Here is a 15,854-nt window from a genome sequence, read left to right on the forward strand (position 1 = left end):
ATGAGCACTGCAGTGGAAGAGACACATCACGACACACACCACGATCACAAGCCGTACGGTATTGGTCGCTGGCTGTTTACCACTAACCACAAAGACATTGGCTCAATGTATTTGTGGTTTAGTTTCATTATGTTTTTAACCGGCGGTGCCATGGCGATGGTTATCCGCGCGGAATTGTTCCAACCAGGCTTGCAATTGGTTGATCCTCATTTCTTTAACCAAATGACCACAGTCCATGGACTTATTATGGTCTTCGGCGCGGTTATGCCGGCCTTTACCGGGCTTGCTAACTGGATGATCCCAATGATGATTGGTGCGCCGGACATGGCGCTGCCACGAATGAATAACTGGAGCTTCTGGATTTTACCTTTTGCTTTCGTCATTCTTTTGGGTTCATTATTTATGGAAGGTGGCGGCCCTGCTTTCGGCTGGACTTTTTATGCACCGCTATCTACCACTTACAGCTCGGACTCAACCGCGTTGTTCGTGTTTGCAATACATATTATGGGTATTTCATCCATCATGGGTGCCATTAACGTGATAGTCACTATCATGAATATGCGCGCACCGGGTATGAATTACATGAAAATGCCATTGTTTGTGTGGACCTGGTTCATTACGGCTTTTCTGCTTATTGCGGTTATGCCGGTACTGGCCGGTGCAGTGACCATGGTACTGACCGATAAATACTTTGGCACCAGCTTCTTTGATGCCGCCGGCGGTGGCGACCCGGTTATGTTCCAGCATATTTTCTGGTTCTTTGGGCATCCGGAAGTTTACATTATGATTTTGCCGTCCTTTGGTATTATCTCAGCCATTATTCCGGCCTTTACCCGAAAACGGCTCTTTGGTTACGCCTCCATGGTTTACGCCACGGCAGCCATTGCCTTACTGTCCTTCCTGGTGTGGGCTCACCATATGTTCACTACCGGTATGCCAGTATTTGCTGAGCTCTTCTTCATGTATTGCACGATGCTCATTGCGGTACCTACCGGGGTTAAAATCTTTAACTGGGTTGCCACCATGTGGCGAGGCTCAATGACCTTTGAAACACCCATGTTGTTCGCCCTGGCGTTCGTTATTCTGTTTACCATTGGTGGTTTCTCCGGCTTGATGCTGGCGATTACGCCAGTCGATTTCCAGTATCACGATACGTATTTCGTAGTGGCTCACTTTCATTATGTTCTGGTGACAGGTGCGATTTTCTCCATCATGGCAGCCTCGTATTACTGGCTACCAAAATGGACAGGTCATATGTACGACACCACACTGGCGAAGACCCATTTCTGGACGTCGCTTATTTCCGTTAACGTGCTGTTCTTCCCAATGCACTTTGCAGGGCTGGCAGGTATGCCGCGGCGTATTCCTGATTACGCCACACAGTTTGCGGATATTAATCAGATAGCCAGTATTGGTGGTTTTGCCTTCGGCTTGTCGCAGTTAATCTTCCTTTGGGTGGCAATCAAATGTGTCAAAGGTGGCGAGAAAGCAGAAGCTAAGCCATGGGAAGGTGCAGAAGGACTGGAGTGGACTGTTCCATCACCAGCGCCTTATCACACCTTCGAAAAACCGCCGAAAGTGGAGTGATGACTTATGTCTGATCAGCGCCCTGACAACAGCATTCTGGTTAAGCGACTGTTACTGACAGTCGCCGGGATGTTTGCCTTCGGTTTCGCGCTGGTACCGCTTTACGATGTATTTTGTGAAGTCACTGGCTTTAACGGCCGTACCAGCAATGAAGCCGCGGTTTATCAAGAGGTGGAAGTCGATGAGTCTCGGACGGTTACGGTGCAGTTTATAACGCGGAATGCCAAAGGCATTCCGTGGAAATTTGAACCATCGATCAAACAAGTCAAGATTCATCCCGGTGAGGTCAAGGTGGTTAACTTTTTGGCGTCGAACCCAACCTCTTCCAATATGGTTGCACAGGCTATCCCATCGGTTGCACCGGCTGAAGCGTCACTGTACCTCAATAAGGTTGAGTGCTTCTGCTTTAATCAACAGCCTTTAGCCGCGGGTTCTGATGCAGAAATGCCCATGCAGTTTTATTTAGATCCGGATATTCCTGATCATATTACAACATTTACCCTGTCATACACGCTGTACGATATGACAGCCAATACGTCGGCTGAGCAAATGGCTCAGCTGTTAAAAACAGAATAAGGAAACGACGTTATGGCAGAACAACAGAGTTATTATGTTCCTGCTTCCAGTCCCTGGCCAATTGTTGGTGCAGTTGGATTAGGCTTAATTGCCTGGGGCGCGGGACACACCGTTATCGACATGAGTAAAGAGCAGGATGGTTACGGCAGTACTGTATTAATCGCTGGTTTAGTTGTTATCGCAGTTATGCTCTTTGGTTGGTTTCGCGACCAAATTAACGAATCCATGAGTGGCAAATACAGTAGTCAGCTAGGCGATTCTTACAAGCAAGGGATGAGCTGGTTTATTTTTTCCGAGGTCATGTTCTTTGCGGCTTTCTTTGGTGCGCTTTTTTACGCTCGTATTATAGCCGTTCAATGGCTCGGCGGTGACAGCAACAACGCCATGACTAACGAAGTCTTGTGGCCAGAGTTTGTGGCTCAGTGGCCACTGGTGAATACCCCGGGTGGAACTGAAACTCAGGCTATGGGTTGGTATGGTTTGCCTGCTATTAACACCATTATTCTGTTAATCAGCTCGGTAACCTGCCATTTTGCCCATACAGGTTTAGAACAAAATAAACGTAAACAGCTAACAGCCATGCTGGGTATTACTATTATCCTGGGTTGTATCTTCCTGTACTTACAGGGTGCAGAATACGTTCACGCCTACGAAGAGCTTGGCTTGGCACTTGACTCCGGTATATACGGTAACACCTTTTACATGCTGACCGGGTTTCACGGTATGCACGTAACATTGGGAACCGTCATGCTGATTGTCATGTTCCTGCGTGTTATAAAAGGCCATTTCACACCAGATAACCACTTTGCCTTTCAGGCGACCAGTTGGTACTGGCACTTTGTTGATGTCGTTTGGTTATGTCTGTTTGTGGTGGTGTACGTTCTGTAAGAAAAAACGCCCCGTTTAGTAGGGGCGTGGATTTAAAGGTAAGAAACCACTGGCAGTCGCCGCTATCAGTATCACAAAGATAACGGCGGCTACTCCCACTCGTTTTCCCAGATAATGGGACATCGGTGGCTTGTTCGGATCATTCCGTAGCATACTGAACATTGCCCGGAATAAATTCACCACCATATAAACAAGCAGCAGTACAATAATGATTTTAAAAAAGACCAACATACGTTTTCCTCTTGTCGCTACGTTAGTTACTCTGCTGGCAATTGTGGTATTGGTCAAGTTAGGTTTTTGGCAGCTTGAACGGGCTGAGCAAAAACGTCAGCTGTTCAGCGATTACGAGCAGCAACAATTAAAGGGTGAAGCAAGCGAGTTTAGCCAGCTGCACCAAATATCTCCCAAAACAGATCGCTTTCGCTATGTTCAGATGAGCGGCGAGTTTGTTCCAAAGCCCGTATTTTTACTGGATAATCAGATTGAAGAAGGCACCGTTGGTTATCAGGTGATTGCCTTGTTCCAACCGCAAGCAATGTCTGAAAATTATGTTCCGGTTAATATGGGATGGTTACCGGCCCCGGCTTCGCGGCAAGAATTACCAGAAGTGGAGCTGCCCACAGGGAAGCATGATTTAACCGGCTTTCTTTACTTTCCTTCAGATAATCAGTTTGTTAATAACACTTACGAAACAGATTTAGCCGATAACAAAATTCGGGTACAAGAATTTCAGCCACACGCCATAGCAAAGCAACTTGGTATGTCGTTAACCGATTACACGTTTTTACTTGAGTCACCAGAAGCTATGGGTTGGCAGCGCGACTGGCAACCTCAGGTGATGTCACCGGAAAAACATCAGGGTTACGCTGTTCAGTGGTTCTCGCTGGCCGTTGCCTGCTTGGTGATTTTTCTATTTGCTGTTATAAAACTGAATAAACAACCAAAAAAAGAGGAGACCCGATGAGCTCCCTGAATCGCTCTCGACGCGCTATTATTATCGTTTTCGTTGCTTTTATTATTCCCGTGTTGGCTGCCTGGCTGATTCTGTCGCAAGACTGGTATGAGGCGGGTACCAATAAAGGCACCTTACTGCAGCCCCCTATTACTTTAAATCAGGAAGCTGACCAGCTACCTGAAGGTTGGCAAATTGGCTATATTGCACCACAAAATTGTGAGGCAATCTGCGAAAATACCTTGTACGTAATGAACCAAGTCGACGTTGCTATTGGTAAAGACACCGAGCGTCTGACACCGGTAGTTCTGCATCAAAGTGAAGCCGAAAAAACCAACTTTAATCACAGTGCGCCACATATTACGCAAATGATCACACCGCAACTGATTGAACAACTGAGTGAGCTACCTGATAACACCGTGTTTATTATCGACCCAATGCACAACGTCATGCTGTATTACCCAACGCACCTGGATAAAGAGCAGATGATTGCGGAAGGTAAAAATGTGCTTGCGGATCTCCGTAAACTGCTTAAATTGTCCAGAATTGGGTAAGGAAAATGCCATGCGTTTATTGGTAAAAATTAGTGTTTTTTTTGCTTTTGTCGTTATTGTTCTTGGCGCTTTTACCCGACTGACTGAAGCAGGTTTGGGCTGCCCGGACTGGCCCGGCTGCTATGGTTTCATGAAGGTACCATCGCAGGAGGAGCACATTCAGCAGGCGGAACTCAGGTTCCCGGATGCGCCTGTGGAACACGCCAAAGCCTGGAACGAAATGGTTCACCGCTACTTTGCCGGCACCTTAGGCTTGCTCATACTAGCTATTGCCATCATTGCCTGGGTCAAAAGCCGTCGCTACAGCCATTACCCTACACCGGTTAAACTACCGACCTTGCTACTGGGGTTAGTCATATTTCAGGCTGCATTGGGCATGTGGACAGTGACCATGAATTTGCAGCCGCTGATTGTCATGGGCCATCTGTTAGGCGGATTTTCAGTGATCTCACTGCTGTATTTGCTCTCATTGCGACTGTCTTCATACCGGCTTGCCGGCGGAGACCCTGAATTAAGGCGCTACAGAGGGCTGGCTTTCTTTACCCTGCTGGTTGTCATTGCGCAAATCGCTTTAGGTGGCTGGGTTGCGGCAAACTATGCCGCCGTAGCCTGCACTGAGCTGCCCTTTTGCGAGGGCGACTGGACCTCTCAACTAGACTTTAGCGGTGCGTTCAGTATCCCCGAAGCCGATACCTACCAGTATGGTGCGCATGATTACAACGACCGCATGACCATGCATGTGATGCACCGAGTTGGGGCTATTATCACTTTCTTAGTGGTTTGTGCTTTACTCTTTAAATGCTGGCGAAAAGCAAAATCGCATTTTTTCCGCCGCTCATTACTTGTTATCGGCTTGTTATTGTCTTTGCAAATTCTGCTCGGTATTAGTAACGTGGTCTTTCAATTACCGCTTTGGAATGCAGTGGCACACAATGCTACTGGGGCTTTGTTGTTACTGTCGCTGGTCGCGTTGAATTATAACCTGTCCAGAAAGGCGTAGAGGAGTTGTCATTATGGAATCCGTTGCCACAAAAAATATAACAAAAACGCGCAACGCTAACTGGCGAGATTACCTAGAGCTGACCAAACCTCGTGTCGTCGCCCTATTGTTACTGACCGCAGTGGTCGGCATGTGCCTGGCCACTGAAGAGCTTGTTTCGCTCAATGTTCTGGTCCCCGCCTTAATCGGCATCGGGTTGATGTCAGCTGCTGCCGCGGCTATTAATCACCTGGTCGACCGTCATATCGACGCTAAAATGGCGCGTACACTGCGCCGTCCGCTGCCTCAAGGCAATTTATCACCCACAAAAGTGACTGTGTTTGCAGCCTCAATTGGCGCTATTGGTTTTGTGACTCTGTATGCCTGGGTTAACCCATTAACCGCCTGGCTAACCTTTGCCAGTATGGTGGGGTATGCAGTTATCTACACAATGTTCCTAAAACGGGCAACGCCGCAGAATATTGTTATTGGTGGTTTAGCCGGTGCTGCGCCACCATTGCTTGGTTGGACAGCGGTGACTAACGAGATTAACGCGCCAGCGGTACTATTAGTTATGATCATTTTCACCTGGACACCGCCTCACTTCTGGGCACTTGCTGTGCATCGTGCCAAAGACTACGCACGAGCAGAAATTCCGATGCTGCCGGTTACTCACGGTATCGACTTCACCAAAACCTGTATTTTCTTATATACCATTTTGCTGACTGTGGTGTGTCTTATGCCTTTTTTAATTGGCATGACCGGCATGATTTACCTGGTAGGTGTGAGTCTGCTTAACGCGATTTTCCTGGCTTACGCCTGGAAACTGAAATACGCGCCAAGCAAGAAAACAGCATTTAATATGTTTGCCTTTTCTATCTGGCATCTCATGCTGCTGTTTGTGATTTTACTGGTCGATCACTACGTATAACTGGAGTAAGAAATGAGTCGTATCGTTACGCTGCTGGCTGCGCTTATCGCCCTTGCAGCCGGGTTCGCAGTTTACAACTTTTGGCCGGAAGAAAAACCGGAAGCTTTAATATACGAGCCCCCTCGTGCGTTAAAATCGTTTGAGTTAAACAGCACAGCCGAAGGCTCTATTGAAAATGATGCACTCAAAGGCCAGTGGACCTTGCTCTTTACCGGTTATACCTTCTGTCCTGATATCTGTCCAACCACCATGTCAGACTTAAAAGGTGTGCTACCTGCATTACAGGAAGAAACCTCCGACCCGGTTAAAGTCTGGATGATTTCAGTTGACCCCAAACGCGATGATATTGAACGCTTAACGCAGTACGTAAATTATTTTGGCGATGACTTTGTCGGTGTTCGAGCCGAACATAAGGAGCTGTTCCCGTTCGTACGCGATTTAGGTTTAATGTATTCGATTCCCGATGAAGGCGAAGAAAATTATCTGGTGAACCACAGCGCCGCTATTATTCTGGTTAACCCCAACGGACACCGCAAAGCGATATTTAATGCCGACCACCAACGCGGGGAAGTACCGGTGGTCGACATGGAACAACTGGCAAAAGATTTTGCCATTATCGCCAATTAGTCAGGCCAGCTACCTGACTGATCGGGTCGAATAAGCGCGACAGAATACCAATAATAACGCGACTCAGAGGCACTGGGCGCAGTACAGTTAATGCGTGAGCGCCCAATGTTAATGTCTTTTTCAAGCGTCACACTAAACTGAGTATCGCTTTCCCACTCAGGTTTTAAAACCGAACTACCGGCAAAGCATTGCAGTGCATCGGTACGCATATCGTCAAGGGTATCGCCCTCTTCTAGCGTTACGCTAATTGTCGGTTTTGTATTATCATGTGCAACTAAAGGCTCTTCCGGTTGGTAAGTACGTACCGGCATAGCTTTAGAATTTAACTTGGCTTTCAACGTATTTAAGTTCGCATAGATACCCGACGCAGGGAAACGCGTAATAACAGTATCTTCGCTCCATTTGGACCATGGGCCTGAATGCTGAGCAAAGGCCAGGAAGCCCCATTCATTCAGTAAACCTCGCAATTCGTTGTTGTACTCACCATAAGGATAAGCAAAATATTTTTGCTGCTCCCCTAAGTTCTCATCAATGGCTTCCTGCGCGGTAACAACGTCGTAATGCATGCGCTCCTGCCACTCGTCATCGCTTTCACCTTCCTGCTTGCGAATAAGGTGTGCGTGAGTCTGCCCGTGATTAGCAATGGTAGCGCCGTTCTGCTGAATTTCTTTAAGTTCTTCCCAGCCCATGTAGTGGCCGCTGTGCTTACGCATAAGTTCAGGGTTAACGAACACCGTATAAGGCATTTCAAACTCCTCCAGAAGCTCTACAGCGTTCTCATAGACATTCTGGTAGCCATCGTCGAAGGTAATGACAACGGCTTTTTCAGGAAGCGCTTTATCTTTTTCAATGGCTTCACGCGCAACAGTAATATCAATAACGTTGAAGTTGTTGTCCTGCAGGTATTGCAGATGCTCACGAAACGTCTCCGGGTCAATAGAGGTAACAGCCGGGGTCGAACTGCTGACATGATGGTATTGCAACACCACCACACTGTCAGCACTACCTGCCTGAGCTAATGGCGAACACCCCAGCAATAATCCCGATGCGGCGCTCAACGTCATTTTGTTCAACATCTTCATACTGACTCCTGATAAAGTATAAAAGCCGTCATTAACCGAATTCTCTTAAGGAGCTTTATGCACAAGCTGTTTGGATTTCCATTGTCAGATCACAGCCGCGTTTTTGCGATTGCCCTGCCAATGATTATTTCCAATATTGCTGCACCACTTCTCGGTCTGGTCGATACTGCCATCATAGGTCATTTGCCGAACGCTATCTACTTATCGGCTGTTGCCATTGGTGCCATGGTAGTCAGTTTTATTTATTTACTGGCGGTATTTTTGCGCATGGCAACAACCGGCTACATAGCCCAGTCGTATGGTGCCGACGACATACAGGCGCAGCGCCAGCACTTTAATAACGGCATTGTCATTGCACTGGGCTTAGGCGTATTAATCGCCATTGCCAGCCCCTGGATTAATGATTTGGCTATGTGGGTCGTAGCACCGAGCGCCGAACTTGAAGGCTACGCCCGCGACTACATTGAAATACGCTTATGGTCAGCACCAGCCTCCCTAATGACGCTGGTAGCCCTGGGTGTCTTATTAGGCCGCCAAAACAGCCGCAAAGCCATGCTGCTGGTAATAATTACCAACGCCGTGAATGTGGTTATGGATGTCATACTGATACTGGGCTTTGGACTGAATGTAGAAGGGGCTGCCTGGGCTTCGCTTAGTGCTGAGTGGGTGACCGCTATTATCGGTTTCTACTGGACGGCACGCGCTCTGGGCTGGCATTTACGGCACTGGCAGTTGAAGTTTCAGCAACTGCGTCAGTTTTTGAGAGTTAACGGCAACATTTTTATTCGCAGCTTGGTACTGCAGCTGTGTATGGCCACAATGACCGGCTATGCGACCCGTTATGGCAGTACGATGGTGGCGGTAAACGCGGTTTTAATGCAGTTTTTAATGTTGATATCACTGGGGCTGGACGGCATTGCGTATTCGGTCGAAGCCTTGGCGGGACAGGCTAAAGGTCAAAAACGGCACGATAAAATTCGGTACTGGTGCAAAATCACCTTGCTCTGGTCTTCACTGTTTGCCGTTGTCTATTCCTTGGTTTTTGCGTTGGCAGGCAATGCCATTATCCGTCTTATTACCGATATTCCAGAGATCATTCAGGTTGCTCAAGATTATTTGCCCTGGATAGTCGTACTGCCGCTATTGGCGCACTGGAGTTACTGGTTTGATGGCGTATTTATTGGCTTGTCATTCAGTCGTGGTATGCGTAATACCATGATTCTAAGTGCTGTGATTGGCTTTTTGCCTTTGTGGTGGGCAGGATTGCCGCTGGAGAACCACGGTTTGTGGTTAGCTCTCAGCGGCTTTTTATTCATGCGTGGTATTACCCAGGCAGTTTGGCTCAAATATCTTAGTTCGCCAAATCATCCATCAGGATAAGCTGGGGAGGAAGTCCACCGTCTGTTGCGTCAACCGCAACAGCCGTGTAGATACCACCGCCTTCCAATGTCAGTACAGGTGTCTGGATAGCAATGTCCTGCGTACCCGTTGCAGTTACCGTTACCACATAGTCACCCGGTGTTAACGCAACATTGCCCGTGCTGACCAAACCTTCTGCATCAAACGGAATATCGGTAAAGGCGGCGTCTGCGCCACTGATGTCATCAGTCTCAGTCACGTAGATATCAACGTTACCGGCGCTTGGTGCAGCATGAACCAACTGAATTTTAGCTTCAGTCGTCACTCGACGACGTTCTTCAGTCAGTACTTGCAAACCGATAGTGCTCAGTTCACCAACCGCATAAACTGAATAGCTCATTGCGTTTTCTACAGCAAGAGCGGCATCTTCGATAACCACCGGATCGCCACCCGCCGCAGCAACGTCAACGCTGTACTCAGCGGCTTCCAGATTCAGGTAACCCGTTGCATTCTGGAAAGGCAAGTCTTGGACTTGGGCTTCTGCAGCATCATTCAATGTCACATCGACATTAGGCGCATCTGCTACGGCATGCACCACACGAACATCGGCACCAGCATCTGCGTCATTCACTAACGTAGTCGACTCACCATCACTGATTTGCAAAGTGACCGGTGAATTAGCAGAGTTTGCTGCGACATTATTGGTTGCGGCAATAATGTAATCACCACCATCAGCCAGGCTCACAGTTCCCGAATCATAGACAACAGCATCATCACCAGCACCGGTTAAACGAATGCGGTAGTCACCGGTTTCAACATCCACCTGACCACTGTCTTCACCGTAAGCAAGTGTTAGGGTAGGCGATGCAGCACTTAGATCCGCATCCGGAGCCGTTAGGTAAACATCAACGGTTGGTGCATCGTAGGCAGCATGCACCACTTGGATACGGCTTTCACCTGCGGCTACATCCGATACCGGGTTTGAGAGAATTAACGGCTCTAAAGATTCGTCCGCCAATTGACCCACAGCAAAAACTTCATAACGCGTATCGGCTGAAAAAGTTAATGAGGCAGGACCAATGGCATCAACGGTACTGTCATCAGGAAGAATGCCCTGAACCGTAATATCATAGTCGCCAGCGTCAACTTCGAGAATGCCGGAAGACGTATGGTAAGGCACATTTTCTAATAATGCGGTTTCACCTGCTAAGACATTAACGTTGGGCGAATCAGCTGAAGTATGATGTACCCGTACAAAGCTTGATTCAGCTTCAGGAGGTGGTGTGGTAGTATTGTCAGTGTCACTATCGCTGTCAAACCAGTCACAACCAGTGATAAGTAGAAGTGATGTCGCTAGGACACCCAGTTTTTTGATCCCTTGCATAATTGAAATCCTCGTATTGATTAGGCAAATATCGTTACGAGATAAGATCGTGCAAGGGATCACATATTTTTAACATTAAAAAATCGAACAATACCAAGTTGTATAGTCGAAAGGTCTAGTAGTACGAGTGCTCTCCGTGCTCATGATCAGTAATATCACGAACCCCGTTCACTTCTTCCGGGAAGCGCTCAAGCAACTCTTTCTCAATGCCGTTTTTCAACGTGACATCGATCATGCTGCAACCATTACAACCACCGCCAAATTGCAGAATAGCGACGCCGTCATCGGTAATTTCTGCAACCATAACCTGACCACCGTGGCTTGCCAGCTGTGGATTAATTTCGGCCTGAATCACATACTCAACCCGCTCAATTAGCGGCGCGTCGTCGGCAACCTTACGTGCTTTAGCGTTGGGTGCTTTCAGGGTTAACTGAGAGCCCATTTCCTGCTCTTCAAAATCAATAGCAGCGTCTTCTAAAAACGGCGCACTACCGGAATCAACCACCGCATCAAAACCGTTAAACGGCAGACGCTCGTCGTCCGGTTCAACAGAATCTGGTGGACAATAAGAAACACCACACTCTGCATTAGCCATACCCGGGTTAACCACAAACACACGAATACACGTGCCGTCGGGTTGGTCGGCTAAGAGCTTCTTAAAGTGGGACTGCGCTGCTTCTGAAATACGAATCATAAATACTGACCTCACGGCTTATACCTGAGTAAATTACTAAGGTATAGTGTAACCGAGATACCCTTCAGTTTCTAGTCGTGTTGGTTATAGACAACCGCCCACGCATCCACCGCTTTAGCTCCTTTTTTGTAAAGCGCATCAGCGGCTGCCATCATGGTGGCTCCGGTACTGAGCACGTCATCGACAACCGCTACCGTGCAACCACTAAAGTCCTTGAGCGCCAACTGACTGCGGCGACTGTTGTCCCATCGCGATGACTGCGAAGTCATATGTTGCATCGGTACAGAACGTATTTTACGCAAACCGCCATTGATATAAGGAATCTTTAGCGCGGCAGACAAGTAACGAGCCAATAATGCCGTTTGATGAAACCCTCGCCTACGCCAGGCTTGCTGAGTCATAGGCACAGCAACAATACAGTCCGGCAACGCTTGTTCGCGGTAGCACAGCAATAAATGAGCTGCCAATTGATTAGCCAGTAACGGGGCTAACTCCGCCTTATTGCGGAATTTAAACAAGGTGATCAGTTGTTGTACCTGCGGCTCCCAGCGCAATGCGCCATACCAATAACGACATAGCCGTTGTCCTTCCGATATATGTTGCTCGATATCCGAAAGGTGCTGGCAGCAACGCGGATACCAGCGAGGTAATGCATTATCGCAATCACGACATAGGCTGTTGGCGCCAACGCAGGAATAGCCACAACTCCAGCACGTACCCAATTCAAAAGCATTGGCGAGACGGCGTAAAAACGCTAGCATAGCATCCCTTAATCATGAACTCGGGACAGGTAGTATAGTGAGCCTTTCGGTAATGTGCTGTGGTACAGGAACGCCTTTTGTTGTACTCCATGGTTGGGGAATGAATGCGAATATCTGGCAACCGGTAGTACCGGCGTTGAGCCAGTATTTTCAACTCCACTGTCTCGACTTACCTGGCTTTGGTGACTCTACCTGGTTATCAGAAAACGACGTGTCACTGGAGACTTTCGTTGAGCAAATCATGCCGGCTCTGCCCCAGCGTTTTCATTTAATGGGCTGGTCGTTGGGAGGACTGATTGCGACACAGATTGCGCTCGAGCATCCTGAACGAGTACTGTCGCTAAATACCGTTGCTTCCTCACCTCACTTCGTCGAAAGTGACAGCTGGTCAGGTATTCAACCCAATGTACTGGAGCAATTTCAGCAACAATTAGACCGCAACTTTAAAAAAACCATTGAGCGTTTTTTAGCAATCCAGGCCATGGGAAGTGAGGACGCACGAGAGCAAGTCAAGCAGGTCAGACAGTTGATATTTACCAAACCCATGCCTAACCCCGGCGTGCTAAAACAGGCATTAACCATTTTGCAGACTGCGGATTTACGTCCGCAACTGTCAAAAATTGAAATGCCCTTTAACCGCTTTTACGGACGATTAGACAGTCTGGTTCCGGAGCGCGCTATTGATAGTATTTCGACCCTGACACCTAAATCAAAAGCGGTAGTCTTTAACAAAAGCTCACACGCTCCGTTTATTTCCGAACCGGAACGTTTTGTCAGTGAATTACTAAGAGCACTGAAGCAGTAAACTAACGCTGGCACTGGGTACAGTACACCGTACTGCGTTGGCCCAGACGAACTTCTTTTAGACGAGTACTACATACCATACAAAGCTTACCGCCGCGCCCGTAAACCTGAAGCTTCTGAGCGAAATAACCGGGGTTACCATCGACCTGGGTAAAGTCTTTTAAAGTGGTTCCGCCCTGTTCTATTGCGCTTGTCAGTGTCTCTTTTATCAGTGGCACCAACTTTTGATAGCGCGCTTTACTTATTTTACCAGCCGCCCGCTTGGGATTAATGCCCGCCTTAAACAGTGCTTCGTTAGCGTAGATATTGCCGACACCCACCACAATTTTGTTGTCCATAATAAAGGTCTTTACCGACTGCGAACGCCCGCGTGAACGTTCAAACAAATAGTCGACATGAAAGGCTTCCGTTAATGGTTCCGGGCCAAGCTGTTTCAGTAGATTATGCCCAGCCACATCCGTTTCACTGTAAAGCAAAGCACCAAAACGACGCGGGTCGTTTAAACGTAAGGTCTGCCCATTATCAAACTCGATATCGATATGATCGTGCTTATAATGACCAGTTTCAGCAGGCACCACTCTAAGCTTGCCGGACATGCCAAGGTGGAGGATCAAACAACCGTTGTCGGTCTGCAGTAACAAATACTTTGAACGGCGGCTGACCGAACGCAGCACATGCCCTTCAACCTGGTGTACCGTTTCCGGCACTGGCCAACGAAGACGCTTATCATGAACATGAACCGCCTTAATTTTACGGCCTTCAATGTGCGGAGATATGCCTAAACGGCTGACTTCAACTTCGGGTAATTCCGGCATAATCTTCAGGCTTCCTTAATGACCCAGTAACTGGCTGGCGGTGAATTCTTTGACTTTATAATTTTGCTGCTGATTCGGCAGACGGATCATCAGTTCGGGTTCAGCATAAAGCTCAACACGTGCTTCCTCGCCCCCGGCAAAACGAAAGTAAACTTCCGTGATTAAGTTTTCCGCCGCCTGATTGGTTGGTTCCATGGTTAATGCCAGCCAATTTCCGGCAACACTTTGAACAGCTTTTTCCGACAAACGACAAGGCGCCTGACACCGCCATTGCTGATCTTTCAGTGCCAACGTCAGTTGGTCAATTTGTATTGACTTCAGGTTGCCATCATCGGGAATAAGACCAATCACGTTGCCCGATACAGGCTCTTCCGCAATGCCGCTTTCTGTTTCTTCTTTAACCGGTGGAGCAACATACCAGAACACCACCATAATTATCAGTATGGCGTAGACCAGAACGTTATTCCACGCTCTGCGGGTCATGGTCAACCCAAATATTTTTCGCTTTTCATTCACTTTCATTGGCTTGTGCTCTTTGTGCTAACGTATCGAATAATTTTCTTGTTGCTGTATCCCTTGTTGCTTGTAACCAGAATACCCTATATTCTCGCGCGACAACAAAATACGGGGCTTTATTGCATTATGGTGCTATCTGATATTATCGACAAAGTCGCCGATAAGGGCTACTGCATTATCGATGATTTTCTCCAGCCGGAACGTTCTCAGGCACTGTACCATTACGCTCAGCAATTACCGGCACAACATTGGAACCTGGCGGGAATTGGACGTCAGCAAAACCAAACCATTAATACTATGGTGCGCAATGATCGCATTTACTGGCTGACTCAGGAAGAACCCCGTCACAAAGATTACTTAGCCATTATGGAACAATTACGCCATGAATTTAACCGCGAGTTGTTTCTTGGCCTGTTCGATTACGAATGCCATCTGGCGCATTACCCCAAAGGCGCTTTCTACAAAAAGCATCTGGATGCGTTTAAAGGTCGAAGTAACCGCGTGTTGACCACAGTGTTTTATCTCAATCCGGAATGGCAGGACAGCGATGGTGGGCAGCTGGTTATTTATGGTGACAAGGGTCAGGCGCTTGAAACTGTTTTGCCAAAACAAGGACGCCTGGTGGTGTTTTTAAGCGACCGCTTTGTCCATGAAGTACTGCGCTCCGAGCGTGACCGCTTTAGCATTACTGGCTGGTTCCGCATTAATGCCAGCGTCTCGGGCATTATCGATCCGCCGCGCTAAGCTCAAATACCAGCCAATAAAAAACCCAGCCGAAGCTGGGTTTTTTGTAAGCTTTAAACCAATTACTTGATTTTAGCTTCTTTGAAGATCACGTGCTTACGAACCACTGGATCGAATTTTTTGATCTCCATTTTTTCTGGCATGGTGCGTTTGTTTTTGTCTGTGGTATAGAAATAACCTGTACCAGCAGATGACACTAAACGAATCTTATCGCGCATAATTTAGTTCCTTAAACCTTAACACCACGGCCGCGGAGATCCGCTAATACCGTATCGATACCGTTTTTATCAATGATACGCATACCTTTAGTAGAAATGCGTAACTTAACCCAACGCTTCTCGCTTTCTACCCAAAAGCGGTGCGATTGTAGGTTCGGCAGGAAGCGACGTTTAGTCGCATTGCGTGCGTGCGAGCGGTTGTTACCGACTACCGGACGCTTACCTGTAATTTGGCATACTTGTGACATGTCTCTACTCCAAAATTGCTGCAAGCTCGCCTGTCGCCCAACGTGACCTTGCCTATAAATCCGAGGGCGCATTTTATACAGCAAACTGCCCTTCTAATCAAGCTAATACGACGGAAATTTGATCCTTATCGATCG

Annotated in this window: 20 protein-coding genes; 11 read left to right on the forward strand and 9 right to left on the reverse strand. The window is 47.7% G+C overall.

The features are described from left to right. Genes ctaD through CWI78_RS05845 form a run of 3 tightly spaced genes read left to right on the forward strand, consistent with a single transcriptional unit; the run spans position 1 to position 3,051 of the window. Positions 1–1,587: a cytochrome c oxidase subunit I gene (gene ctaD, locus CWI78_RS05835; protein WP_126781163.1), complete on the forward strand. Its 1,587-nt coding sequence runs from the start codon at positions 1–3 to the stop codon at positions 1,585–1,587. Between the two features lie 6 nt (positions 1,588–1,593). After that, complete coding sequence (locus CWI78_RS05840) at positions 1,594–2,163, forward strand: cytochrome c oxidase assembly protein (protein WP_126781164.1); 570 nt, start codon at positions 1,594–1,596, stop codon at positions 2,161–2,163. Positions 2,164–2,175: 12 nt separating this feature from the next. Beyond that, positions 2,176–3,051 carry a cytochrome c oxidase subunit 3 gene (locus tag CWI78_RS05845; protein WP_126781166.1) on the forward strand — a complete coding sequence of 292 codons (876 nt, stop codon included), beginning with the start codon at positions 2,176–2,178 and terminating at the stop codon, positions 3,049–3,051. Between the two features lie 15 nt (positions 3,052–3,066). On the opposite strand, the gene CWI78_RS05850 is transcribed toward CWI78_RS05845, so the two are convergent. Continuing rightward, positions 3,067–3,282, reverse strand: coding sequence for a DUF2909 domain-containing protein (locus tag CWI78_RS05850; protein WP_126781168.1), 216 nt, complete (start codon positions 3,280–3,282; stop codon positions 3,067–3,069). Between CWI78_RS05850 and CWI78_RS05855 the strand changes: the two genes are divergently transcribed. From CWI78_RS05855 to CWI78_RS05875, 5 genes are read left to right on the forward strand one after another with little or no spacing between them, the layout of a single operon-like run. Continuing rightward, positions 3,260–4,015 (forward strand): SURF1 family protein, encoded by a 756-nt coding sequence (locus CWI78_RS05855; RefSeq protein ID WP_126781170.1) that lies wholly within the window; start codon positions 3,260–3,262, stop codon positions 4,013–4,015. The genes CWI78_RS05850 and CWI78_RS05855 overlap by 23 nt on opposite strands. Further along, positions 4,012–4,557 (forward strand): hypothetical protein, encoded by a 546-nt coding sequence (locus CWI78_RS05860; RefSeq protein WP_126781172.1) that lies wholly within the window; start codon positions 4,012–4,014, stop codon positions 4,555–4,557. The genes CWI78_RS05855 and CWI78_RS05860 overlap by 4 nt, the downstream gene beginning before the upstream one ends. 10 nt (positions 4,558–4,567) lie before the next feature. Further along, a complete protein-coding gene (locus CWI78_RS05865; RefSeq protein WP_126781174.1) occupies positions 4,568–5,557 on the forward strand; it encodes a COX15/CtaA family protein in 990 nt (329 codons plus the stop codon). Between the two features lie 13 nt (positions 5,558–5,570). Continuing rightward, positions 5,571–6,467, forward strand: coding sequence for a heme o synthase (gene cyoE / locus CWI78_RS05870; RefSeq protein WP_126781176.1), 897 nt, complete (start codon positions 5,571–5,573; stop codon positions 6,465–6,467). Between the two features lie 12 nt (positions 6,468–6,479). After that, complete coding sequence (locus CWI78_RS05875; RefSeq protein WP_126781178.1) at positions 6,480–7,094, forward strand: SCO family protein; 615 nt, start codon at positions 6,480–6,482, stop codon at positions 7,092–7,094. Here the strand turns inward: CWI78_RS05875 and CWI78_RS05880 are convergent. Further along, positions 7,091–8,176, reverse strand: coding sequence for a polysaccharide deacetylase family protein (locus tag CWI78_RS05880; RefSeq protein ID WP_126781180.1), 1,086 nt, complete (start codon positions 8,174–8,176; stop codon positions 7,091–7,093). The genes CWI78_RS05875 and CWI78_RS05880 overlap by 4 nt on opposite strands. Before the next feature lie 57 nt (positions 8,177–8,233). Between CWI78_RS05880 and CWI78_RS05885 the strand changes: the two genes are divergently transcribed. Next, positions 8,234–9,556: an MATE family efflux transporter gene (locus CWI78_RS05885; protein WP_126781181.1), complete on the forward strand. Its 1,323-nt coding sequence runs from the start codon at positions 8,234–8,236 to the stop codon at positions 9,554–9,556. Here the strand turns inward: CWI78_RS05885 and CWI78_RS05890 are convergent. The 3 genes from CWI78_RS05890 to CWI78_RS05900 form a co-directional block, all read right to left on the reverse strand. After that, the gene (locus tag CWI78_RS05890) at positions 9,528–10,919 is read right to left on the reverse strand and encodes a DUF4397 domain-containing protein (RefSeq protein ID WP_126781183.1); all 1,392 of its coding nucleotides are present in this window, start codon (positions 10,917–10,919) and stop codon (positions 9,528–9,530) included. The two genes, CWI78_RS05885 and CWI78_RS05890, sit on opposite strands and share 29 nt — an antisense overlap. 115 nt (positions 10,920–11,034) lie before the next feature. Then, positions 11,035–11,613, reverse strand: a complete 579-nt coding sequence (nfuA, locus tag CWI78_RS05895) for a Fe-S biogenesis protein NfuA (protein WP_126781185.1) — start codon at positions 11,611–11,613, stop codon at positions 11,035–11,037. 71 nt (positions 11,614–11,684) lie between these two features. After that, positions 11,685–12,374 (reverse strand): ComF family protein, encoded by a 690-nt coding sequence (locus CWI78_RS05900; RefSeq protein WP_126781187.1) that lies wholly within the window; start codon positions 12,372–12,374, stop codon positions 11,685–11,687. Between the two features lie 37 nt (positions 12,375–12,411). Between CWI78_RS05900 and bioH the strand changes: the two genes are divergently transcribed. Further along, the gene (gene bioH, locus CWI78_RS05905) at positions 12,412–13,179 is read left to right on the forward strand and encodes a pimeloyl-ACP methyl ester esterase BioH (protein ID WP_126781189.1); all 768 of its coding nucleotides are present in this window, start codon (positions 12,412–12,414) and stop codon (positions 13,177–13,179) included. Between the two features lies 1 nt (position 13,180). On the opposite strand, the gene mutM is transcribed toward bioH, so the two are convergent. Both mutM and CWI78_RS05915 read right to left on the reverse strand, forming a co-directional pair. Beyond that, on the reverse strand, positions 13,181–13,993 hold the full coding sequence (mutM, locus tag CWI78_RS05910) for a bifunctional DNA-formamidopyrimidine glycosylase/DNA-(apurinic or apyrimidinic site) lyase (RefSeq protein WP_126781190.1): 813 nt from the start codon (positions 13,991–13,993) through the stop codon (positions 13,181–13,183). A 15-nt stretch (positions 13,994–14,008) separates the two neighbouring features. Beyond that, positions 14,009–14,515, reverse strand: coding sequence for a hypothetical protein (locus CWI78_RS05915; RefSeq protein WP_126781192.1), 507 nt, complete (start codon positions 14,513–14,515; stop codon positions 14,009–14,011). 120 nt (positions 14,516–14,635) lie between these two features. Here CWI78_RS05915 and CWI78_RS05920 point away from each other — a divergent pair, with 120 nt between their 5' ends. Next, on the forward strand, positions 14,636–15,253 hold the full coding sequence (locus CWI78_RS05920; protein ID WP_126781194.1) for a 2OG-Fe(II) oxygenase: 618 nt from the start codon (positions 14,636–14,638) through the stop codon (positions 15,251–15,253). Positions 15,254–15,315: 62 nt separating this feature from the next. On the opposite strand, the gene rpmG is transcribed toward CWI78_RS05920, so the two are convergent. Both rpmG and rpmB read right to left on the reverse strand, forming a co-directional pair. Further along, positions 15,316–15,471, reverse strand: coding sequence for a 50S ribosomal protein L33 (rpmG, locus tag CWI78_RS05925; protein ID WP_006953863.1), 156 nt, complete (start codon positions 15,469–15,471; stop codon positions 15,316–15,318). Positions 15,472–15,482: 11 nt separating this feature from the next. After that, positions 15,483–15,719 carry a 50S ribosomal protein L28 gene (rpmB, locus tag CWI78_RS05930; RefSeq protein WP_126781196.1) on the reverse strand — a complete coding sequence of 79 codons (237 nt, stop codon included), beginning with the start codon at positions 15,717–15,719 and terminating at the stop codon, positions 15,483–15,485. Positions 15,720–15,854: the final 135 nt, after the last annotated feature.

Source organism: Idiomarina ramblicola, from assembly GCF_003987255.1.
Taxonomy (GTDB): Bacteria; Pseudomonadota; Gammaproteobacteria; order Enterobacterales; family Alteromonadaceae; genus Idiomarina; species Idiomarina ramblicola.